The following is a 19,840-nucleotide window of genomic DNA, read 5'->3' on the forward strand; positions in this document are numbered from 1 at the left end:
GAAGCTGCCACACCGGAGGTCGGTGCTATCGAGATGTCGCACATTTCGCAGGCCCAGGGTTGGCCAAGCACATGGGCGCGCTCCAGATGGCGAAAGCTCAGCTGTGCCTGGCCTGCGTTGTCAGCAGTCTTGGCTGCCTGCAGTTCAGCATCCACGGCGGGGCGGATTCTTGTTCCAAACGTTGTCATGCTCAGGCCTTGTTTGACACGCCGCGCAGCAGGCGCAGGCCGTTGATCACCACCAGAAGGCTGGCCCCCATGTCGGCGAAGACAGCCATCCACATGGACGCGCTTCCGAACACGGCGAGGACCAGGAACAAGGCCTTGATGCCCAGGGCGAACACGATGTTCTGCAAAAGGATGTTGCGTGTGCGCCGAGAGAGCCTTATGACCTCGGGGATGCGTCGCAGATCGTCATTCATGATGACGATGTCTGCGGCTTCCATGGCCGTGTCCGTGCCCGCGGCGCCCATGGCAATGCCGATGTCGGAACGTGCAAGCGCCGGGGCATCGTTGATCCCGTCCCCAGTCATCGCGGTGCGACCGTGTTCAGCCTGCATTTTCTCGATGGCAGACAGCTTGTCCTCGGGTAGCAGATTTCCTTGCGCCTTGTCGATGCCCGCCTGCTTAGCAATGGCCTGCGCCGTCGACACGTTGTCACCTGTGAGCATGACCGACGCGACGCCGAGCTCGTGCAACTGCTCTATGGCCTCGCGCGAGCTGTCTTTGATTGTGTCAGCCACAGCAAAGATGGCAAGAACCTCCCGTTCATCCGCCAGAAGGGTGACCGTGCGCCCCTTGGCTTCGTGGCTGGCGAGCAGTTCCTCTATCGCTGGTGAGCACAGTCCCCGCTCTTCGATAAGGCGGTGATTCCCCAGCACCAGCGTCTGTCCTTGAAGTTGGGCTTCTATGCCCCTGCCGGCAAGCGCCTTGAAACCGCTCACACCGCCTTCTCCGGCATCCAGGCCCTGTGCGATGGCCTTCGATACAGGGTGATCCGAATGTCCTGCGAGATCCGCCGCCCATCGAAGCACAACAGCTTCAGGCTGCTGGGATGCAAGAACGGCCTTCTCCACGAGCTTCGGCTTGCCTTCCGTGATCGTCCCGGTCTTGTCCAGCGCGATGGCCTTGAGCTTGTGTGCATCTTCGAGGTACACCCCACCCTTGATTAGGATCCCGCGGCGAGCCGCCGATGCGAGCCCGCTGACCACCGTGACAGGGGTTGCAATCACCAGGGCGCAGGGGCATGCGATGACCAGCAAGACCAGCGCCTTGTACAGCGCCTGCATCCATGTGAAGTCCAGGAACACAGGGGTCAGGACTGCGACCAGGACAGCGATGATGAACACCGCTGGCGTATAGATGGCCGCAAACCGATCAACGAATTGTTGTGTCGGAGCCCGCGAGCCCTGGGCTTGCTCGACCGACTGGATGATGCGGGCCAAGGTTGTATTGCTTGCTGCGGCCGTCACCGTGATTTCAATGGTGCCGGTCTCGTTGATCGTGCCTGCGAATACGGGGTCGCCCTGCACCTTGTCCACCGGGATACTCTCTCCCGTAACCGGTGCCTGGTTGACAGCGCTGGTACCGCTGGCCACGGTCCCGTCGAGCGGTATACGCGCACCAGGCTTCACGCGAACGATCGTGTCTATTTGCACATCCGCCGCCGGCGTCATCGTCCAGCTTCCGTCGGGCTGGCGGACTTCAGCGGTATCTGGCGTGAGGTCGAGCAGGCTCTTGATCGCATTTCTAGCCCGGTCGACTGCCCGTCCTTCAATCAGCTCGGCGATAGCGTACAAGGCCATCACCATGGCAGCCTCTGGCCACTGACCAATGAGGAAGGCCCCGGTCACGGCGACGGTCATCAGGGCATTGATGTTCAGGCGCCCTTGCATGAGCGCTGCGAAGCCCTTGCGGTAGGTGGAGAAGCCTGCGAGCCAGATCGCTGCGGCCGCAACGGCCATGCCGATGCCCTTGAACACCGTGGTGTCCGGTGCGAAGAAAGACAGGGTCTCCGCAGCAATTGCCAGCGCAAGTGCCAGCACCATCCGCCAAAGTCCTTCTGCCGTATTGCCGTGGTCATCGCTATCAGCCCCACCTTGGGTAGGCGCCGCAGGCTCCGGATTGAAGCCCGCCTTGCGGATTGCAGCCACAGCCTCAGGGATCACGTCCTCAGGCGCGTCGATCGTCAGAGTGCGCGCACCCAACTGGAAGCCCAGCCCTCGCACACCCGATATGGGCTCCAGCGCGCGCCGGATTTCGCTCTCTTCAGCGGCACAGTCCATCGTTGAGATTCGGAACACGGTCCCCTTCGATACGAAACCCGCAGGGGGAGCGGGTGCTGGCGCCGATGCCTTCGCGTCTGCAGCGCAGCAGGCGTCTGCAGCATGGTCGTTGTAGGCGTTCTCTTTCGAATTCATGGTGTTGGTTCCTTGGTGTAATGTGATTGGAAACCTTCAAGTAACTTCAGAGTCAAGCGCTGCGATGTGTTGACTGCGGCGCCAACCCGGGCGGGTGGAAATCTGCATGGCGGCTTCTACTTTTTGGCCTTCACGACCTCCTGGGAAACCAGGTCTGCCAGCTGCTTTGCTCCGAAACTGGGAAGCGCGCGACCATTGACAAAGAAGGTCGGCGTCTTGTTGACCTGGAGCGCGGTGAGATCCTGCACATCCTGCTGGATGACAGCATCCATCGTTGGGGCAGCCATATCCGCCTGCGCGCGTTGCAGGTCCAAACCAGCTTGCGCTGCCGCCCTAGAGGCCAGCTCCAGGCGAGGGGAGCCGTGGTCTGCCCAGCTTGGCTGCGTGTCGAGCAAGGACTCAAGCACGGGAACGAATCGATCTTGCTTGCGCGCGGCTTCCAGCAGCTTGACCACCTGATCTGCGCCCCTGTGAAAGGGGGCGTACCTGATCACCAACCGAACATCGGAGGGGTATTGCCGCATCAGGTCTTTGACGATGGGATAGAAGGCGCGGCACGTCTCGCACGCGGGATCAAAGAACTCCACGATGGTGACCGGCGCTTCGCGAGGACCCAGGACCGGTGAGTGCATCCGCACAAGGTGCTCGGACTGGCTGATGGCGATTGCTTGCTGATCCAACTGTGCGTTGCGCTGGTATACGTATGCACCAACAGCGAAGGCACCTGCTGAAACGATCAGCACAAGGGCGACGATTGCTTTTCTAGAGATCATGACGGGTTCCGCGCAGGTAGACGAAGAGGAGCGCTGCTATGGCAGCGAAGGATGCAAACGAGAGCCAAGGCAGCTCCAGACCCCAAAAGATGCTGAGCTTCTGGTTGGCGCAAGACACTCCTGCGGAGCATGGGATCCACGCCTGAGGAACCAGCCCTGCCACCAGGAGGCTGTGATAGCCAGCGATCACCAAGCCAGTGAGTGCCATCGGCAACGCGTAGACAGCTCCTCGGCGGTCTTCTGCGTACAGTGACATGCCAAGGACCAGAGCGATGGGGAACATGGCGATGCGCTGGTACCAGCACAGCACGCACGGTGTCATGCCCATGACTTCGCCGATGAACACGGCACTGCCGGTGGCCACGATCGAGACCAGCCAGGCGCACAGGAGTGGTAGCCAAGGCCTGCTCATGGGCACCAGCCCTGCGTGCGAGATTTGAAAGCGCGCGCCCGTGTGGTGCTACGCGCCCATGAGATCAGTAGGCCGCACGAAACGTCGGCAAAGACCATGGGAACTCCCTGAAACGAACGGACAGGCCAGCTACAGCACGGCGGGCTGGCTCGCGAGTTGGCAGCGGTTTCGGTGAGGAACCGATGCCCTGGTCAGGCCAGGGCGCGCCACTGCGGGCGTTCAGGGCGGAGAGGCGCGGGAGGAGGTTTCAGTGCAAACGCGATTGCACCAAAAAATTCATGGACCGCCGCGATAGCGGCAATGAGGCTGGGTTGTGGTGCGGCCGGGTTGTGCGAATGACAGACGCCGCAGTCCAGGTCGGCCCCGGAGGCATCCGTTTGCTGCGAAGAATCGAGAGCGATCTCGTACACCGGACCCACGTCAAAAGGGTTCTCCTGCGATTGCAAGATCTCAAGACCATGCACGCCGGCAATATGCGCGGCACCGCGTGCATCTTTGTGCGCGTAAGGAGCCACTGCAGCCCAGCACAGTTGCAAAGGCAACAGTGCGATGAGCAGAGCGAGCAGTTTGGAACGCATTCGAAAATTGTAGTGGCCCCGCCTGGGAACCACCACTGCGAATGGCTGTGCCCCATGCAAAACATGGGAAGAATCGGCCCTACGAAGATGCCCGGATAACGCCAAGTTTTCGCGCAGATTACATCTCTGCAAGGTAGGCCCATGTCAGGCGAAATTTGTTGACCTTGAAGCCACTACAAGCTTTCAAATAGCCCCATCACGACATGCACAGGAGGATGTGATGGGTTTCTTCAACAAGCTTTTCAGTGGACACCACGGCGGTGGCCGCGGCCATCATGGCGGACATTACCGAGACAGTGACCACAATCGCAGCTATGGCAACGGATACAACACCCCGCGACCAGCAAACCTCGTCGCGTGCGCGAGCTGCGGCTGCGCGAACCAGCCAGGGGCAAGGTTTTGCCAACAGTGTGGAACCAGTATGGTCGCAACGCAGTGCACCAAGTGCTCTACGGTAATCGCACCCAGTGCACGATTTTGCGGGTCCTGCGGTCAGGCCAGAGGGTGACCGAAATCTACGTGCCGGCATGCCGAGCACTCGATTCGGGCGTGGGGCGCTCACACAGTGCCACGGGTGACGGCATCCGGGTCAGGACGTCGGTCAGGCCGCAACACATCTACACGATGCAAGGGGAGCAGCGTGCCATTGGAGTTTCTTCGAGAGATCGAAACTGGCACCTTGCCAAAGCAGGTAACGAAGACTGGGGACATCGACCTGCTTCGTCTGCTCTCCGCAGCAGGGATGGTTGAAGCAGACCTACCAGACGTAGCAGGCTCGGGCACGGCGACGGTTCGCCGGATCACTGGTCTTGGTCGTGCATGGCTCGCCGCGAACAGGAGCAGTGCAGCAACTTCGGCGTCTTCGTCGGGCCCCCTGGCTTGAGTCCAATGCGCATCAACGTGCCTGCTTGGTTCCTGGGTGCTGCGAACACATGACGAACTTGTAATCTCTCGGTGCGCAACTTGTCGGCATGCGGTCAGCAGACTGTCACATGTGCAATGTAGAGCGTCCAACGGTTGGTGCGGTCTGCAGTGCACGTTGATTCCAACCAAGGAGATATCTCATGGCAGTCCGTACCGTACTCACCGCTCTCTCTTTCGTAGCCCTTGCAGCCCCGGCAATGGCAAGCAGCGTCATCCACTCTGCGCCGACAGAACTGGGCTACACCACCCATCCAGAACATGCCGAGGTTGGCAAGTCGCGCGAACAGGTTCTCGCCGAAATGGACCAGTCCAAGAAAGACGGCACGTGGCAGTACCACCGCTTCGGTGCACCAGTTCCGGTGAAAGGCAAGGCCATAACCCGCGAAGAAGTGCTGGCTGACCTGGAGCGCTCTCAGAAGCACCCAAGCTGGGCGGCACGCCGCGTTGGTGCACCAGTCCCGGCCGTTCCCGCCCCCTGATCCCAACTGCGTTGATTGCACGTCAAACCCTCGATGTCGGGGTTTGGCTGGCAGCAATGAGTCTTGACTCTGGACCTATGCAAAGGTCTTCACCAGTACAAGGCCAATCTCGGTCTTGCCATTGGTACTGGCTGCGGTCGTGCGGCCTCCGTGCATGCGCGCAATCGCCGAGGTGATGGCCAAACCTAGTCCATGGTTCTTCTGCCCATGCTCACGGGAAGCAGAGGCGCGGAAGAACCGATCAAATATACGTCCCAGGATCTCAGGCGAGACCATTTCGCCTTGGTTCGCGACGACCAAGCTCACCTCTGTGTCTGACACGATGACTATGTTCACTTCGATGGCAGTGCCCCGTTTCGCGTATTGGGTTGCGTTCCCGATCAGGTTGGACACGGCGCGCCGAAGTAGCGGTTCATCGAAATGGCCGGAGCTATCGCCTGAGACCTTCAGTCGCAAATCAGCATCCGCCAGTGCGGCCTCATGGTAATCAGCCACTCGTTCGACGATTGCCGCAAGGCTTGGGACAAATGAACGTCTTGCAGTGGCGCCCCTGTCTGCCTGCGACAGAAACAGCATGTCGTTGATGATGCCAGTGAGGCGGTGAAGTTCTTCCAGGTTGGAGGACAAAACTTCCTCCATATCGAAGTTCCCTGGTCGTCGCAGCGCCAGCTCATTGCTGGCGACGAGCGTTGCCAAAGGGGTTCGCAGCTCGTGCGAAACGTCAGCGTTGAATCCCTCGAGTTGGGTGTATGCAAGATCCAGTCGGCCGAGCAAGCCGTTGAACTGCTCCACCAGAGGTACAAGCTCTGCGGGCTGACCGGCACCGTCCAAGCGCGGGCGCAAGTTGTCAGCGGACAAGGACCTCAGCTGGTACGCAAGCTGTCGCACTGGGGCCAGGCCGTAGCTCACGATGGACATGCCTCCCAGCGAGATGACGAAGGTCCCCACAACTGCGGCTATCGCCAACGTGATGGCCAGCCGGTTCAGGTGCTGGACATCGGAGGAGATGTTCATTGACAAGTCGACGTTGAAAGTCTGGCCTTTTCCGTCGGTGGGCTGGACGGCGAACATCCTCGACACCCTCCGAGAATTGTCCGGGGATGGTGCAGCTTTCGGGAACACCATGTCCCCATCCTGGGTGCGGACGAGCACGCGAAAATCTTCGTGCCCAATCAGGAAATCGCTCAACGGATGCTCCTGCGAGCTTTCCTTGGCATGCTCGTCGATGTTGCTCAATAGGTGCCTGACGATAGCTTCCTTCTGAGTGAGCGTTTCGACCTGGCGCTGCCTGAGGTTGTGGGCCGTGACCAAGTAAACGACAAGGCAGACGATGCCCAGGCCCACGAGGCTCTGCGCAGCGAGCCAAAGCGATAGACGAGCGCGCAGCGAGTGCGCGCGTGGCAGGGGGTTCATTGCTCTCGCTCTTCCATCACATAACCCATGCCACGCACCGTGTGCAGCAAGGTCTTGTCAAAGGGCAAGTCCATCTTCGTGCGCAGCCGTCGAATCGCCACCTCCACCACATTGGTGTCGCTGTCGAAGTTCATGTCCCAGACCTGTTCTGCAATTTCGGTGCGAGAAAGAACTTCGCCCTTTCGTCGCAGGAACAATGCGAGCAGCAAGAACTCCTTTGCCGTGAGTTCAAGCCTCTGGCCTCCACGCGTAGCCTTGCGGCGTATCAGGTCGAGTTCAAGGTTCGCGATGCCCAGCACGGTCGGCTCGCCAGCATCCTTGGCGCCGTGCGCCCGGCGAAGCAGCACCTGCACGCGGGCAGATAGTTCTGAGAAGGCGAAGGGTTTGACCAGGTAGTCGTCAGCACCGGTTTGCAAGCCGCGCACCCGGTCTTCGACACTGACCCGGGCGGTGAGCATCAGGACGGGGGTCTGCTTCGTCTTGCGAAACGCCGTCAAAAGCGTGAACCCGTCAATGCCAGGCAGCATGCCATCGAGTATCAGAAGGTCGTACCCACCCTCCAGTGCCATGTGCAGACCATCGACACCGTTGTGGACGATATCAACGTTGTGCCCCGCTTCGCCAAGCCCTTTCTTGAGGTACTCGGCGAGTTTGATCTCATCTTCAATGACCAAGATTTTCATTCGTTGATTCTCCTGGAGATCGACCGCGGAGCCGATTACAAATTCGTAATCTGGGTGTCTGCAACTTGTCCCCCACGCCTTTCTAGAGTTCGCACCAGGTCCTCGCACGCGGCGAGAACCATGTCAACAGGCGAACACTATGAATAAGCAGGCAAAACTCATTCTCTCGCTGACTACAGCAGCATTTCTGGCCCCGAGTGCGGCGATGGCCTCATCCCTGTACCACGAGGCAGGAGGCGAGGTCGGTGCAACAACCCATCCCAGCCATGTATCAGATGACCTGCTGCGTGGCGACGTCCAGAAAACAGTTGACGCGGCTCGAAAAGATGGCTCGCTCGATATTCTGTCGCGCGGAGGAGTGGTGCCGACGAAGTCCACAGAACCTGCAAAAACCAGAGAACAAGTACGCGCAGAGTTTCTGAATATGACTCCCGAAGAGAGGATACGGCTACTACGGGAGCGTGGAGGCCGCTAAACGGGCGTACGCAGCAAAATAGGGGGTGAGAGCAACTGATCGCCCCCGGGCTAGTTCCATCGCGTCGCAGAAGACATGGTGCGATTGCTAATTCTTTCTTCAGTACATGCAGGCCGATTGTGGGTCGATTCAGCGTACTGTTCAATGCTCTCGACGTCAGATGAGTTTCAGACTGCGCGGCTTCACGGAGCCCGGGCGACGGCCTACCCGTTGGGGGCAGTGGCTCCCGCGACGCCCTGCCATGCCAGCAGAGAGACTGGTGCTATGGATCAGTGTGTACGTGGCGCTGGCCTACAACGGTTCTTTTTTGAAGGCGAGCACGGCTGGCCGTGACTGGTTGGCACTGGACACATGGGTGTATGCCAGCGCACTGGTGGTTGCCTTGATTGCGCTGCACGGGCTGATCTTCAGCGCCGCTGTGGTCTGTTGGAGCGTTCGGCCTTTGCTCACTGCATCAGTGCTGGTTGCAGCCTTTGCAACCTTCTACATGCAACGCTATGGCGTCTATTACGATCCCAGCATGCTGCGCAATGTGCTGCGGACAGACACCGCTGAAGCCAGCGAGCTGATCACCTGGAGCTTGATCGCCCATGCCTCGCTGTACTCGGTGGTGCCATTGTGGGCGATATGGCGCATTCGCTTTACCCAGACTTCCTTGTGGCGTGCCGTCCTGCGGCGCCTCGTTTTCAGCGCTGCGTGCGCCATGGCGCTGGTGGCCGCCGTGCTCCTCATCTTCCAGGACTTTTCTGCGTTGATGAGAAACCAAAAGGAGCTGCGGTACCTCATCACTCCCGCCAACGTGATCTACTCGACAGCTCGGGTCTTGTCGGCCGATGTCGATACACCCAAGTCCCGGCAATCCGTCGGCCTGGATGCTCGCATGGCAGCACCAACAAAGACCCAAAAGCCGAAGCTGCTGTTCCTTGTAGTAGGAGAGACGGTGCGTGCTGGAAATTGGGGACTCAATGGCTATGAGCGCCAGACTTCACCGAACCTTCAAGCGTTGAACGCAGTCAACTTTGGCGACGTCACCGCCTGCGGAACAGACACGGAAACGTCACTTCCTTGTATGTTCTCGGCGATTGGACGGCGAGACTACGATGAAGCTCGAATTCGCTCATCCGAGTCGCTACTCCATGTTCTGGCACGGGCCGGCATCACGGTGCACTGGAAGGACAATCAGTCGGGCTGCAAGGGCGTCTGCGATGGCCTCAGCAACATCCCGGTGGACCCGCTTGCCGCTGCAGCACTTTGTTCTGAGGGGAGATGTCTCGACGAAGTGCTTCTTCAGGGGTTGGAGTCCGTCACTGAGACTTCTGACACTACGACGGTTGTGGTCCTGCACATGCTCGGCAACCACGGGCCCGCCTATTTCAAGCGCTACCCTGCAGCCTTCAGGCGTTTCGAACCTACCTGTGATACGGGCGAGTTGCGCAAGTGTGATCGCCAGAGCATCGTGAATGCCTATGACAATGCGGTGCTCTACACCGACCATGTTCTGGGCCAGGCCATAGCTTTTCTCAAGCGCCAGGAGAGCCGCTTCGATACGGCGATGCTCTACGTGTCCGACCACGGCGAGTCGCTGGGCGAGAAAGGGCTGTTTCTTCACGGCCTGCCCAGAGCAATTGCACCAGACGAACAGACCAAGGTGCCTATGGTCTGGTGGCTGTCGGAAGGCTTCAAGGAGAGCCGTGGGATCAACAGCGCCTGCTTGAAGGAGAAGGCGTCGGCCGCCTTGTCGCATGACAACCTCTTCCACTCTGTGCTCGGGCTGCTAGGTGTCTCGACCCAGGTCTATGAAATGGACCTGGACATTTCGGCGGCGTGCAGGCCGATTGACTGAAAGATCCAGGCTGGCGCGCTTGGGCGCCCCGCCTCAATGGCGAGTGCGTTGATCAGAACCCGTTCGTCTTCGGGCTCGCAGTTGGGTCAACCTTCGGTCTCGCATGCGATTGGCCAGACGCTGGCTGTACTTTATGCCTTTGGTTCGCTCCGGATGGCGTTTCAGCCAAATGCGGCGGACCCGCCAGAACGTCAGCACCGTGGCGATCAGGCTGATCCATATCCAAATCAGCTTAGCCGCTAGTCCGTGACCCATGGCCTAAGACGTTTCTGAACTGTGTTGTTGCCTGCATGAAACGGGGCGCCTGCCGTAGTGCAATCACATTCAAGCGCCCCGCCGCACCTTGGATTACTTGAGGGTGAATCGAACCGAGGCGACGGATTTGCCGCCTTTGGTGACTGCCGCAACGGCTTTCGTTCCTGCTGCCACCTTGAAGCTGCCCGAAGCTTCCAGCTTTCCATCGACTGGCAACAGCTGGACGTCCTGCTTCTCAGTACCGGTCAACAGCGTGACCTTTGCCGCCATTCCAGCAACGTCTGCAGGCTTGCCATGGTCGCGGACGTAGAGCTGCAGCTTGTCGGTGCCGGACACAAGCTCATAGTCCACGTCTTTTGCCTGGGCCACTACACCGCCATGCAGCGGCTTTGTGTCGTGGTTGTCTGCGGCGATTGCTGCGCCGGAAATGAATACGGTGAGTGCGAGGAGAAGCTTGGTTGCTTTCATTGGATTTCCTTTGCTGAACAGAATAAAAAATGGGCCCCGCAAACTGCGGGGCCCGAAGGCCCATTACTGGGCGGAGGGAACTGGGTGTACAGGTTCTGCGGTCACGTCCTCAACCTGCTCGTCAGGCTTGTGGGCCAGGCGATAAAGGATGGGCAGGACCAAGAGCGTCAGGAGCGTCGAGGAAAGAATGCCGCCGATCACAACGGTGGCCAACGGGCGCTGCACCTCGGCCCCGGTTCCCGTAGCGATGGCCATTGGGATGAAGCCCAGAGAAGCAACGAGTGCCGTCATGAGCACGGGACGCAGACGTGTCAGCGCGCCTTCACGGATCGCATCGTCCAGTGCAACGCCTTCCTCTCTCAACGTGCGGATGTAGGAGATCATCACCAGGCCGTTGAGCACCGCGACCCCTGAGAGTGCGATGAAGCCAACTGCCGCGGAGATCGACATGGGGATGTCGCGAAGCCAAAGCGCAAGGATGCCCCCCGTCAGCGCGAAAGGAATGCCCGTGAACACCAGCAGGCCGTCCTTGGCATTTCCGAACATTGCGAACAGCAGCACGAATACGAGCAACAGTGAGACGGGCACCACAATCTGCAGGCGCTTGGAGGCAGACTGCAGGTTCTCAAACGTGCCGCCCCAGCTTGTCCAGTAGCCCGTCGGGATCTTGATCTGCGCCAGGCCTTGTTCGGCTTCTGCAACGAAGGAGCCCACATCGCGGCCGCGCACGTTGGCGCTCACCACGATGCGCCGCTTGCCGTTCTCGCGGCTGACCTGGTTAGGGCCGGGGGCGAGCTCAAAGGAAGCGACTTCGGCAAGTGGGATGAAGTTGGTCCGCGCTTCCGCAGTGCCCGCTGAGCGAGGCAGCGGGATGGGCAGTCGCTTCATGCCTTCCATGTCATTGCGGATCGCTTCGGGCAGGCGCACCAGGATGTCAAATCGCCGATCACCCTCGAACATCGTTCCGGCTTCACGTCCACCGATGGCTGTGGCCACCGTGTCCTGGATGTCGGCCACGTTCAGGCCATAGCGAGCCGCCTTCTGGCGGTCGATATTCACCGTGAGCATCGGCAGCCCGGTTGTCTGCTCGACCTTCACCTCCGATGCCCCTTGGATCTTCTGCAGCATCGAAGAGATCTCTTCTGCCGACTTGTTCAGGACGTCCATGTCGTCCCCGAAGATCTTGACCGCGACGTCGCTGCGCACGCCGGAGATAAGTTCGTTGAAGCGCAACTGGATCGGCTGCGAGAACTCGTAGTTGTTGCCGGGAATCTTGCCGACCACCTCTTGGATGGCGGTAAGCAGTTCGTCACGAGTCTTGCGTGGCTCGGGCCATTGGTCCATGGGCTTGAGCATGATGTACCCGTCCGAGATGTTCGGCGGCATGGGGTCCGAGGCAATTTCTGCAGTGCCGGTTCTGGCAAATACCCGGTCGATTTCAGGGAACTTCTCTTTCAGCGTCCCTTCGATCTGGCGCTGCATGGCGATAGATTGCGAGAGGCTGGTACCGGGGATTCGCAGCGCCTGGATGGCAAGGTCACCCTCATTGAGTTGGGGAACGAACTCGCTGCCCATTCGGGTCGCGATCAATCCGCAGAGCACCACGGCCACTGCGGCAATGGAGAGCACTACTGCCTTGGCGGACATGACGCGATCCAGGAGCGGCGCATAGATTCGCTTCGCATGGCCGAGCAGGAAGTTTTCCTTCTCGCTGACCCGGTTGCCTATGAACAGTGCGACTGCGGCGGGGATGAAAGTCACCGACAGGATCATTGCGCCGACAAGTGCCGCGACCACGGTAAACGCCATCGGGTGGAACATCTTTCCTTCGACGCCAGTGAGGGCGAAGATCGGCAGGTACACCACCATGATGATGAGCTGACCAAACAGAAGGGCGCGGCGAGACTCTTTCGATGCCAGAAACACTTCATGGAAGCGCTCGGCCCGTGTCAGTGGTCGACCATGGTGGGCTTGGGCGTGCGCCAGGCGGCGAACGCAGTTCTCCACGATCACAACCGCGCCGTCAATGATGATGCCGAAGTCCAGCGCTCCAAGGCTCATCAGGTTGGCACTGACCTTGTAGTTCACCATGCCGGTGAACGTGAAAAGCATCGACAGCGGAATCACCGTTGCCGTGATCACCGCAGCCCGGATATTGCCCAGGAAAAGGAAGAGGATCACGATCACCAGGATCGCGCCTTCCATGAGGTTCTTCTTCACCGTGCTGATGGCCTTGTCCACCAGGACAGTGCGGTCGTAGACGGTGACCGCGTGCACGCCTTCTGGCAAGTTGCGGTTGATCTCCACCATCTTCTTGTCCACGGCTTGCGACACGGTACGGCTGTTCTCGCCGATGAGCATGAAGACCGTACCGAGCACGACCTCACGGCCGTTGTCCGTGGCAGCGCCAGTGCGCAGTTCCCGGCCGATCGATACGTCGGCGACATCCCGCACACGCACAGGGACACCGTTGGCACTGCTCAAGATCACGTTGCCGATATCTTCCATCGACTTGACCTGGCCAGGGGCGCGAACCAGGTACTGTTCGCCGCGCTTCTCGATGTAGCCCGCGCCAACGTTGCCGTTGTTGCGGTCCAGAGCAGTGACGATGTCTTGCAGCGTCACGCCGAGGGATGCCAGGCGCTCGGGGATTGGCGCAATCTGGTATTCCTTCGCAAAACCGCCGATGGAGTTGATTTCGGTGACGCCTGGAACATTGCGCAGCTGCGGCTTGATGATCCAATCCTGGATTTCACGCAGGTCTGTCGGGGTGTAGGGGTTGCCGTCTGGCTTCTTGGCTCCATCCTTGGTTTCAACCGTCCACAGGTAGATTTCGCCCAGGCCGGTCGAGATAGGTCCCAGCGCAGGGGTGATGCCTGCCGGCAACTTATCCCGGGCCTCCTGGATGCGTTCGTTCACCAACTGGCGCGCGAAGTAGATGTCGGTGCCGTCCTTGAAGATCACCGTGACCTGGGAAAGGCCGTAGCGTGACAACGACCGGGTCTGCTCCAGATTGGGGAGACCGGCCATGACCGTCTCGATGGGGTAGGTCACGCGCTGCTCTGTCTCCAGTGGTGAGTAACCGGCGGCTTGCGTGTTGATCTGCACCTGGACGTTGGTGATGTCCGGAACAGCGTCGATGGGAAGCTTCTGGTAGTTGAAGACGCCCAGGGCACCCATTGCAATGGCAGCGAGCAGCACCAGCCATCGCTGCTCGATCGAAAATCGAATCAGTTTTTCAAACATGTGTGAGGCTCCGTGATCAGTGCGTGTGCTCGGCGGACGCCTTGCCCAGTTCGGACTTCACGACGAAGCTGCCGGACGCTGCGTAGGGCGTTCCGGGCTTGATGCCCTGAAGAACCTCGATACGCTTGCCATCGCTGCGTCCCAACTGCACGGGCTGGGCAATGAAGCCTCCATTGACCTTGAGGAAGACAACAGGCTTGTCCCCAACCGTCTGGACTGCGTCTGCAGCGATCGTCACGGGCACAGTTGCCTCATCAGCCACGACCTCGACGTTCACGAACAGGCCTGGCCGCCATGCTCCCTTGGGGTTATCCAACACCACCCGCGCCTTGGCGGTTCGGGTTTGCTCACCGATGAGCGCGCCCACGAAGGCCACAGTGCCCGTCGCTGAAGCGTCGAACGCGGTGGCCTTGATGGTGACTTTCTCACCGACCCGCACGAGAGGGAGATCCTTGGCTGGAACGTTGATTTCCGCCCACACCTGGCTCAGATCAGAAATCGTGAACACGGCGGCGTCTTCCTTGACGGCTTCGCCGAGGCTCAGATGCTTCTCGATGACGATCCCATCAAAGGGCGCACGCAGCTCAAGCCGGTTCAGGCCCGAGGCGGAAGAGGACGACAGACCCAATGCCCCCAACTTCTGGTTGGCGTTGGCGACAGCAACTTCGGCTTCGTTGAGTGCCTGCTTGGCCTGCAGGTAGTCCTGCTCCGCCGAGACCTTCTGCTCCCAAAGCTTCTTCTCCCGCTCGTAGGTCGTCTTTGCCAAGGCCATGCGCTTTTGGGCCGTCTGCAGCTCGCTGCGCTGCTCCGATGCTGTGGGACTCGCGATAGCGGCCAGCACCTGCCCCTTCTTGACGACCTGGCCCAAGCTGGCGTTAACGCTTTCCACCACGCCAGCAAGGCGTGGAACCACGTGCGAGGTGCGATCTTCGTTGAGGCGGATCTCGCCGGGCAGCAGCAGCGCAGACTTGATGCTCGCAGCAGATGCCGAGTCAACGCCGATGGCTGCCGCCTTGATCTGGGCATCGGTCAGCTCGACCTTGCCTTCTTCCTTGCTCATCACGAACATGAAAGGCTCATTGCCCTTTTGCGCAATGATCTCGATGTCAAACGCGTGTGGTTCTGCCACGCTCTCGCGGCTCACCCACCCGTCCTTTTCCTGGATGAACGAGAGCGTCTGTTTTTCACCCGTCGGCCGGGTAATTGTTGCGGCGACCGTGGCGGCGCTCTGCGGCAGTGGCTTGTCCTTGTCGAACATCCAGACGCGAAGGCGCGGCTCGCCGCCGTCTTCCGCAAGCAGAGCTTCCAGGCCGAAGTCGCCTTCCTTGAAGAGGCTGCCACCGTTCGTCCCCTTGGACTCACTCTTCTCGTGATGCTCCCCGTCGGCATGGCCTTTGTCGTCATCATGGCCCTTGCCATCCGCTTTGCCATGGTGCTCGCCGTCTCCGTGCCCCTTGGCTTCAGTGTGGGTGCCGTGGCCGTGGCCATCTCCCTCACCGGCCGCAGCCTTCGTCTTGCCTCCCTGCAGAATGAGGGCGCCAGCACCAACGCCCATCGCGATGACGACGGCGATGGCGATCAGGTGCTTCTTGCTGATGCTTGATTTGATGGAGTTCATGGTCGATCTCAGTTTTGCTTGTTGGTCGGTGCATTGGGCGTCTGGCTGCCCAGGAGTCGGTCGATCTCCGCGGCTGCTCGATGGGCTTCGGCCAACGCCTTGAGGTACTGCGACTTGGCTGTGAAGTACGTGCGCTGTGCGTCGAGAACTTCGAGGAAGTTAAATTTGCCGTTCTCGAACCCCACGGTTGCTGCGTCGTAGGCCGACTTGGAACCAGGGAGCACGTCACCTCGCAACGCCTGCACTTCGGTAGTGATCGTTGCCAGTCGATCGTGGGCTTGGGTCACCTCGCTGTGCAGCCGCACGGTGGTGGCTTGCAATTCGTCCCTTGCTTTGTCCTCAAGCTTCAGGGCCTCCAGCAGGTTGCCCTGGTTGCGGTCGAACAGTTGTAGAGGCACAGACACTCCGAGCAGGAGCATGTTGCGCTGTGTCTCATTGCTGCGCTGCATACCTGCGCTCACAGTGACGTCCGGCACCCGCTTGCTCTGCTCCACCTCGGTCAAGGCGATGCGCCGATCCACTTCGACCTTGGCGACAACAACGGCAGGGGATGACGCAACCAGGGATTGCAGCGCCGCGATATCAGGAACGGCAGGAAGGCTCTCGGCCTCGCCTTCCAGCAGGAGGGTCATCCCGGTGGTTCGGCCCAACAGTGCATAGAGGCGGGTCAGTGCATTGCGCTCTTCGCCCGCCGCCTGCGCCAACTCCACGCGTATGCCGGCTTCCGCAACGCGTGCCTTCGTCTCCTCGACGGGGGAGACCTTGCCCGCAGCCACACGCTTCGCAACGGTGTCAGTGGATGACTTGGCAAGCGCTGCACTGTCCTTTGCCAAGGCCAACCGCTCTTGGGCCGTCAGTGCTTCGAAGTAGGCGGCAACCACATTGGCACGCACCGTGGATTTCACCTCAGCGAGCTGAGCCTGTGCCTGCTCCCGGGCCCTTTCCGCGGCCTTGGTCCGTGCCGTGCGCTTACCGCCGAGTTCAATCGGAAGGTTGAGCTGCCAGCTTTGCGTGCGCGTTTTGGACCGGGTGTCTTCGAGCGAGTACGCAAACTCCGGATTTGGGCGCGCGCGTCCCTGAATGACTTGCCCTTCTGATGCCTCGACCTGGCGCATGGCCGCGGCAACGTCTGCATTCCCTTCCAGTGCCAAGTCGATGGCCCTGGCCAACGACAACGGGGCTGCGGACGACGCCAACGCGCTGTGAGCAATTATCGATTGGCTTCCTTGGGTGCCTGCGGGCACGCCCTGGGCGAGCGCGACCGATCCGCTCGCAAAAATCGTGGCGGCAACAACTGCTGTGACCGCAAAACTCTTTCGGCCGGGTACAGCGACCAGGCGATTTGAAACATGAATTCCCTTGAACATCCGATTCTCCAGTGACCTTGAAACACGGGGAAATCGGCGGGATGGCAACAACAACGTCACCTAGCTGCTCAAGTCCATTTCGGCTGCGGCGCGCGCGGCGACTCCGCCCTATCGAAGGCGGATAAAGAATGGATCGAGGAAGAAGCCCCGCCGATTAGGCGAGGGAGGGCCACTGAGGGCGGTCTGGGGGGATGGGGCTGACGCCTGCTAGCGGTGACAAGACCGGGGCGTTCATTCCGTTACCGCGATCTGCAGGCATTTTGGAATCTGGCACGTAGACTGCACCGAGTCCAAGGCCATGGCATGAGCGGCAATCGGGGTCGAACTTGTCGAGATTCTTCTCGCCCACTTTGGCGTTGCCAACGGTCGTATCCGATTCATGCTGGTGTTCGTGATGACCCACGTGCTGCACAGTAGAGGCGGACGTAGCGCGCTCATGCTGGCAGTACGAAGCTACCGCAGCCCAGCTGAACTGGAGCGGTAGCAGTACGAGCATCAAAGCGACGACCCAGCGACTCATTTTTTCAGTCTAGCATGGCAAGTTGAATTCTGAGCACTAGGTATCGAAGAACAGCGCCGCAGCTTCACATGCCTCGGACGCTCCCCGTGTAGCCGCGTTCCGCTGCCACGTCCGCAGTGTGACTGCCACGGTACATGCCTGGAAATACGTCCTTGAGCATGCGCCCGTCTTCACCATTGGCGACGATCTCTCCGTGAAGAATTGCCTCGGCCAGTTCATGTTTGACTTCGTCGCGCGACTTCGGCGAAACAGCCGCCACTGCCTGCGAAGGATAGCTCCCTGGAGCGATCTCATTCAACTTAGCACCAGATTCGCCAGCGGCCATCATCTCTCCTGACTTGATCGCTTGGCCCAGTTCCTGCTGCACTTGCTCACGCGTCTTCTTGGGCGCGGTTGCTGCTTGCGCAGGATAGGCGCGGGGGTTCATTTGGCGTAGCGTCATGCTCGACTCACCGCTGCCCATGATGTCGCCGCTGCGAATGGCTTGGAACAGTTCAGCGCGAACCTGTTCACGGGTGAGTGGAGCCGATTGCGCAGAGGCGAGCAGAGGTGCGGCGCCCAGAGCGGCGAGAAGGAGTGCGGTCTTGAATTTCATGGTGTGGTCCTTTGAGTTAATGTGATTGAATAAATGAAGGGCGGATTACGGCAGCTGTTGGGCGTTGACCCACCCAGCTTCGCCGCCCATGTCGCGCATGCCATCTGCTGTGATCGGGTTGCGCTTGGCATATTCGAGCTCCTGCAGCACCTGGTCCCGGCTCTTGGTGAGGGTCGGCGCTTTGACGAGCGGGTAGGTGGCGGGATAGCCACGGCTGATCCATTGGAGCGAGCCGTCTTGCTGGGCTACAAGCACGGTATTGCGAACGGAGTCCCGGCTCACGGTGTTACCCAGGTGGTCGGGAGTAAACACAGCTCCCTGCTCCTGTACTGGGCTGGCGTGATAGGCCGACGCGGCGAACGAAGTCGTAGCGACGGTGGCCAGGCCAACGATGATGAGTGCGTTGCGAACTTTCATGATGTTCTCCAGTTGCACCGGACGCCTCTTTTTTTGGCTACCGGGGTGACACGCTTTGCATCACGAAGAAAAGTCTAAAAATCTCGCCCTATCAAGGCAGTGACTGCCGGATTACGCTTTTGACAGCTTGGATCTCCACTGCTGAGTTGGATACTCTTCGAACCTGAAACCTTGGGGCTGGCGGGAGGGCTCCTGATAGCAAAGTCGCTCAGTCCCCAAAGAACATACAAGATCGAAGCGGTCGCGCCGATCACGGGGCCAGGCCTCCGTGCGCCTGACGGCGAGCAGGCCGAGTAGGTGGATGGCAAGCAATCAGGTAATTTCGGAGGGGCAAACTCGTTACTTTTCTTGCAGTTGATGTCGCGTTAAATGCGAAAGCCCCCATTGCCGACGCAAGATCAGAATGGTCTCTGCCGACCTGGAGCTGCCACGCTGAAAGTCGGTTTAGCAGCGATTGCAGCCGTTCGCACCTCGGTCACGAAAGGGAGCTACCGGCTACAAGCTGTCATACGTATCCGATGCTGTCGCTAGTCCTTTTCCAAAATTATTCAGAAATCTCTTGTTCAGAAGGCCTAAGCGCCCTACATTAGTTCTGTTGCAGCAGCTTTTGCTTACTCGCGCTGCAAGCAGGTTCGATCTGGGCAGCGGTACCCCAAAACCGCACACCTCCACTGCACACCACGTCACGTGGGCTCTTCGGTGGTCTGACTTTTCCCTAGGCAAGCTTCAATTTAACGACTTTTACGCAGTCGTTTTTGCCCATGCTTCGTTGCACATCGTGACGGCATGAATCCGGGCTACACGCGCCCGAGCACCACTGTTCTTAATGTCATTTGTAAACACCCATTCGTTCGCCGTCGGTAAGTTCCGAATCACACCGCTTAGCCGCGCTCACGGTGGCGATCAACACACCGCCTTGCTCTCCATCAAGAGTGGACAAGGAAGCCAGACACATGACCGTGTCTACACCTTCAAGCCCGACTTCAAGACGCAAGACAGCGCACTGATGTACGCCGCCGCGCAAGGCCGTAACTGGCTGGTCAATCCCGCCTCTCTGGCGTAAGCCGCAACTTCAAGGAGGGTCTATGGCCAAGGAAGAACTCATCGAAATGAACGGCAAGGTGGATGAAATGCTGCCTGACACTCGCTACCGAGTGACTCTGGACAATGGCCACAAATTGATTGCCTACACCGGCGGCAAGATGCGCAAGCACCGAATCCGGATTCTGGCGGGCGACAACGTCACGCTGGAGATGTCACCCTACGACCTCACCAAAGGCCGGATCACCTTCCGCCACATAGAAAACCGTCAGCCTCGCTCTGCGGGTGCGCCCGCTTTCAAGCGCAAGCACTGA

The 19,840-nt window shown here is 59.7% G+C and carries 20 protein-coding genes; 6 read left to right on the forward strand and 14 right to left on the reverse strand.

Annotated elements, in window-relative coordinates; translation table 11 throughout:
• The 5 genes from N4G42_RS06205 to N4G42_RS06225 all read right to left on the reverse strand — a co-directional run.
• A partial coding sequence (locus N4G42_RS06205; RefSeq protein WP_260666553.1) for a DUF3703 domain-containing protein occupies nucleotides 1-188 on the reverse strand: 188 nt, incomplete at its 3' end.
• A 2-nt stretch (nucleotides 189-190) separates the two neighbouring features.
• Complete coding sequence (locus tag N4G42_RS06210) at nucleotides 191-2,419, reverse strand: heavy metal translocating P-type ATPase (RefSeq protein WP_082576856.1); 2,229 nt, start codon at nucleotides 2,417-2,419, stop codon at nucleotides 191-193.
• A 116-nt stretch (nucleotides 2,420-2,535) separates the two neighbouring features.
• Nucleotides 2,536-3,192 (reverse strand): DsbA family protein, encoded by a 657-nt coding sequence (locus N4G42_RS06215; protein WP_056642951.1) that lies wholly within the window; start codon nucleotides 3,190-3,192, stop codon nucleotides 2,536-2,538.
• Nucleotides 3,182-3,604 (reverse strand): disulfide bond formation protein B, encoded by a 423-nt coding sequence (locus N4G42_RS06220; protein ID WP_056642948.1) that lies wholly within the window; start codon nucleotides 3,602-3,604, stop codon nucleotides 3,182-3,184. The genes N4G42_RS06215 and N4G42_RS06220 overlap by 11 nt, the downstream gene beginning before the upstream one ends.
• A gap of 191 nt (nucleotides 3,605-3,795) precedes the next feature.
• Nucleotides 3,796-4,182 carry a hypothetical protein gene (locus N4G42_RS06225; RefSeq protein WP_056642945.1) on the reverse strand — a complete coding sequence of 129 codons (387 nt, stop codon included), beginning with the start codon at nucleotides 4,180-4,182 and terminating at the stop codon, nucleotides 3,796-3,798.
• 220 nt (nucleotides 4,183-4,402) lie between these two features.
• On the opposite strand from N4G42_RS06225, the gene N4G42_RS25640 reads away from it, so the two are divergent.
• Nucleotides 4,403-4,690, forward strand: a complete 288-nt coding sequence (locus N4G42_RS25640; RefSeq protein WP_082576855.1) for a zinc ribbon domain-containing protein — start codon at nucleotides 4,403-4,405, stop codon at nucleotides 4,688-4,690.
• 556 nt (nucleotides 4,691-5,246) lie between these two features.
• Nucleotides 5,247-5,585: a DUF4148 domain-containing protein gene (locus tag N4G42_RS06230; protein ID WP_082576853.1), complete on the forward strand. Its 339-nt coding sequence runs from the start codon at nucleotides 5,247-5,249 to the stop codon at nucleotides 5,583-5,585.
• Between the two features lie 75 nt (nucleotides 5,586-5,660).
• On the opposite strand, the gene N4G42_RS06235 is transcribed toward N4G42_RS06230, so the two are convergent.
• Both N4G42_RS06235 and N4G42_RS06240 read right to left on the reverse strand, forming a co-directional pair.
• Nucleotides 5,661-6,998 carry a heavy metal sensor histidine kinase gene (locus tag N4G42_RS06235; RefSeq protein ID WP_121943789.1) on the reverse strand — a complete coding sequence of 446 codons (1,338 nt, stop codon included), beginning with the start codon at nucleotides 6,996-6,998 and terminating at the stop codon, nucleotides 5,661-5,663.
• On the reverse strand, nucleotides 6,995-7,681 hold the full coding sequence (locus N4G42_RS06240) for a heavy metal response regulator transcription factor (RefSeq protein ID WP_121943788.1): 687 nt from the start codon (nucleotides 7,679-7,681) through the stop codon (nucleotides 6,995-6,997). Before N4G42_RS06240 ends, N4G42_RS06235 begins: the two co-directional genes overlap by 4 nt.
• 139 nt (nucleotides 7,682-7,820) lie before the next feature.
• On the opposite strand from N4G42_RS06240, the gene N4G42_RS06245 reads away from it, so the two are divergent.
• Nucleotides 7,821-8,156, forward strand: a complete 336-nt coding sequence (locus N4G42_RS06245) for a DUF4148 domain-containing protein (RefSeq protein ID WP_121943787.1) — start codon at nucleotides 7,821-7,823, stop codon at nucleotides 8,154-8,156.
• A gap of 241 nt (nucleotides 8,157-8,397) precedes the next feature.
• The gene (locus N4G42_RS06250) at nucleotides 8,398-9,999 is read left to right on the forward strand and encodes a phosphoethanolamine transferase (protein ID WP_056637682.1); all 1,602 of its coding nucleotides are present in this window, start codon (nucleotides 8,398-8,400) and stop codon (nucleotides 9,997-9,999) included.
• A 348-nt stretch (nucleotides 10,000-10,347) separates the two neighbouring features.
• Here N4G42_RS06250 and N4G42_RS06255 read toward each other — a convergent pair whose 3' ends face one another.
• The 7 genes from N4G42_RS06255 to N4G42_RS06280 form a co-directional block, all read right to left on the reverse strand.
• Nucleotides 10,348-10,722 (reverse strand): hypothetical protein, encoded by a 375-nt coding sequence (locus N4G42_RS06255; RefSeq protein ID WP_056637607.1) that lies wholly within the window; start codon nucleotides 10,720-10,722, stop codon nucleotides 10,348-10,350.
• Between the two features lie 63 nt (nucleotides 10,723-10,785).
• On the reverse strand, nucleotides 10,786-13,968 hold the full coding sequence (locus tag N4G42_RS06260; protein ID WP_056637604.1) for a CusA/CzcA family heavy metal efflux RND transporter: 3,183 nt from the start codon (nucleotides 13,966-13,968) through the stop codon (nucleotides 10,786-10,788).
• Nucleotides 13,969-13,984: 16 nt separating this feature from the next.
• Nucleotides 13,985-15,586, reverse strand: coding sequence for an efflux RND transporter periplasmic adaptor subunit (locus tag N4G42_RS06265; protein WP_137747156.1), 1,602 nt, complete (start codon nucleotides 15,584-15,586; stop codon nucleotides 13,985-13,987).
• 8 nt (nucleotides 15,587-15,594) lie between these two features.
• A complete protein-coding gene (locus tag N4G42_RS06270; RefSeq protein WP_056637599.1) occupies nucleotides 15,595-16,953 on the reverse strand; it encodes a TolC family protein in 1,359 nt (452 codons plus the stop codon).
• Nucleotides 16,954-17,107: 154 nt separating this feature from the next.
• Complete coding sequence (gene czcI, locus N4G42_RS25645) at nucleotides 17,108-17,473, reverse strand: cation efflux protein, CzcI family (protein ID WP_343736098.1); 366 nt, start codon at nucleotides 17,471-17,473, stop codon at nucleotides 17,108-17,110.
• A gap of 64 nt (nucleotides 17,474-17,537) precedes the next feature.
• The gene (locus N4G42_RS06275; protein WP_056637596.1) at nucleotides 17,538-18,068 is read right to left on the reverse strand and encodes a DUF4148 domain-containing protein; all 531 of its coding nucleotides are present in this window, start codon (nucleotides 18,066-18,068) and stop codon (nucleotides 17,538-17,540) included.
• Between the two features lie 45 nt (nucleotides 18,069-18,113).
• On the reverse strand, nucleotides 18,114-18,485 hold the full coding sequence (locus N4G42_RS06280) for a hypothetical protein (protein WP_056637592.1): 372 nt from the start codon (nucleotides 18,483-18,485) through the stop codon (nucleotides 18,114-18,116).
• Nucleotides 18,486-19,401: 916 nt separating this feature from the next.
• On the opposite strand from N4G42_RS06280, the gene N4G42_RS06285 reads away from it, so the two are divergent.
• Complete coding sequence (locus N4G42_RS06285) at nucleotides 19,402-19,548, forward strand: hypothetical protein (protein WP_260666556.1); 147 nt, start codon at nucleotides 19,402-19,404, stop codon at nucleotides 19,546-19,548.
• 22 nt (nucleotides 19,549-19,570) lie between these two features.
• Complete coding sequence (gene infA, locus N4G42_RS06290; protein ID WP_108626288.1) at nucleotides 19,571-19,840, forward strand: translation initiation factor IF-1; 270 nt, start codon at nucleotides 19,571-19,573, stop codon at nucleotides 19,838-19,840.

The sequence above is a fragment of the Acidovorax sp. K2F genome, from assembly GCF_025246485.1.
GTDB lineage: Bacteria > Pseudomonadota > Gammaproteobacteria > Burkholderiales > Burkholderiaceae_C > Acidovorax > Acidovorax delafieldii.

What these genes read in the sequence shown, in the direction of transcription:
- infA (WP_108626288.1), top strand. Translation starts at nt 19,571, where the DNA reads ATGGCCAAGGAAGAACTCATCGAAATGAACGGCAAGGTGGATGAAATG.
- N4G42_RS06280 (WP_056637592.1), bottom strand. Translation starts at nt 18,485, where the DNA reads ATGAAAGTTCGCAACGCACTCATCATCGTTGGCCTGGCCACCGTCGCT.
- N4G42_RS06260 (WP_056637604.1), bottom strand. Translation starts at nt 13,968, where the DNA reads ATGTTTGAAAAACTGATTCGATTTTCGATCGAGCAGCGATGGCTGGTG.
- N4G42_RS06245 (WP_121943787.1), top strand. Translation starts at nt 7,821, where the DNA reads ATGAATAAGCAGGCAAAACTCATTCTCTCGCTGACTACAGCAGCATTT.
- N4G42_RS06210 (WP_082576856.1), bottom strand. Translation starts at nt 2,419, where the DNA reads ATGAATTCGAAAGAGAACGCCTACAACGACCATGCTGCAGACGCCTGC.
- N4G42_RS06255 (WP_056637607.1), bottom strand. Translation starts at nt 10,722, where the DNA reads ATGAAAGCAACCAAGCTTCTCCTCGCACTCACCGTATTCATTTCCGGC.
- N4G42_RS06275 (WP_056637596.1), bottom strand. Translation starts at nt 18,068, where the DNA reads ATGAAATTCAAGACCGCACTCCTTCTCGCCGCTCTGGGCGCCGCACCT.
- N4G42_RS06220 (WP_056642948.1), bottom strand. Translation starts at nt 3,604, where the DNA reads ATGAGCAGGCCTTGGCTACCACTCCTGTGCGCCTGGCTGGTCTCGATC.
- N4G42_RS06270 (WP_056637599.1), bottom strand. Translation starts at nt 16,953, where the DNA reads ATGTTCAAGGGAATTCATGTTTCAAATCGCCTGGTCGCTGTACCCGGC.
- N4G42_RS06235 (WP_121943789.1), bottom strand. Translation starts at nt 6,998, where the DNA reads ATGAACCCCCTGCCACGCGCGCACTCGCTGCGCGCTCGTCTATCGCTT.
- N4G42_RS06265 (WP_137747156.1), bottom strand. Translation starts at nt 15,586, where the DNA reads ATGAACTCCATCAAATCAAGCATCAGCAAGAAGCACCTGATCGCCATC.
- N4G42_RS06215 (WP_056642951.1), bottom strand. Translation starts at nt 3,192, where the DNA reads ATGATCTCTAGAAAAGCAATCGTCGCCCTTGTGCTGATCGTTTCAGCA.
- N4G42_RS06230 (WP_082576853.1), top strand. Translation starts at nt 5,247, where the DNA reads ATGGCAGTCCGTACCGTACTCACCGCTCTCTCTTTCGTAGCCCTTGCA.
- N4G42_RS06225 (WP_056642945.1), bottom strand. Translation starts at nt 4,182, where the DNA reads ATGCGTTCCAAACTGCTCGCTCTGCTCATCGCACTGTTGCCTTTGCAA.
- N4G42_RS06250 (WP_056637682.1), top strand. Translation starts at nt 8,398, where the DNA reads ATGCCAGCAGAGAGACTGGTGCTATGGATCAGTGTGTACGTGGCGCTG.
- N4G42_RS06240 (WP_121943788.1), bottom strand. Translation starts at nt 7,681, where the DNA reads ATGAAAATCTTGGTCATTGAAGATGAGATCAAACTCGCCGAGTACCTC.
- czcI (WP_343736098.1), bottom strand. Translation starts at nt 17,473, where the DNA reads ATGAGTCGCTGGGTCGTCGCTTTGATGCTCGTACTGCTACCGCTCCAG.
- N4G42_RS25640 (WP_082576855.1), top strand. Translation starts at nt 4,403, where the DNA reads ATGGGTTTCTTCAACAAGCTTTTCAGTGGACACCACGGCGGTGGCCGC.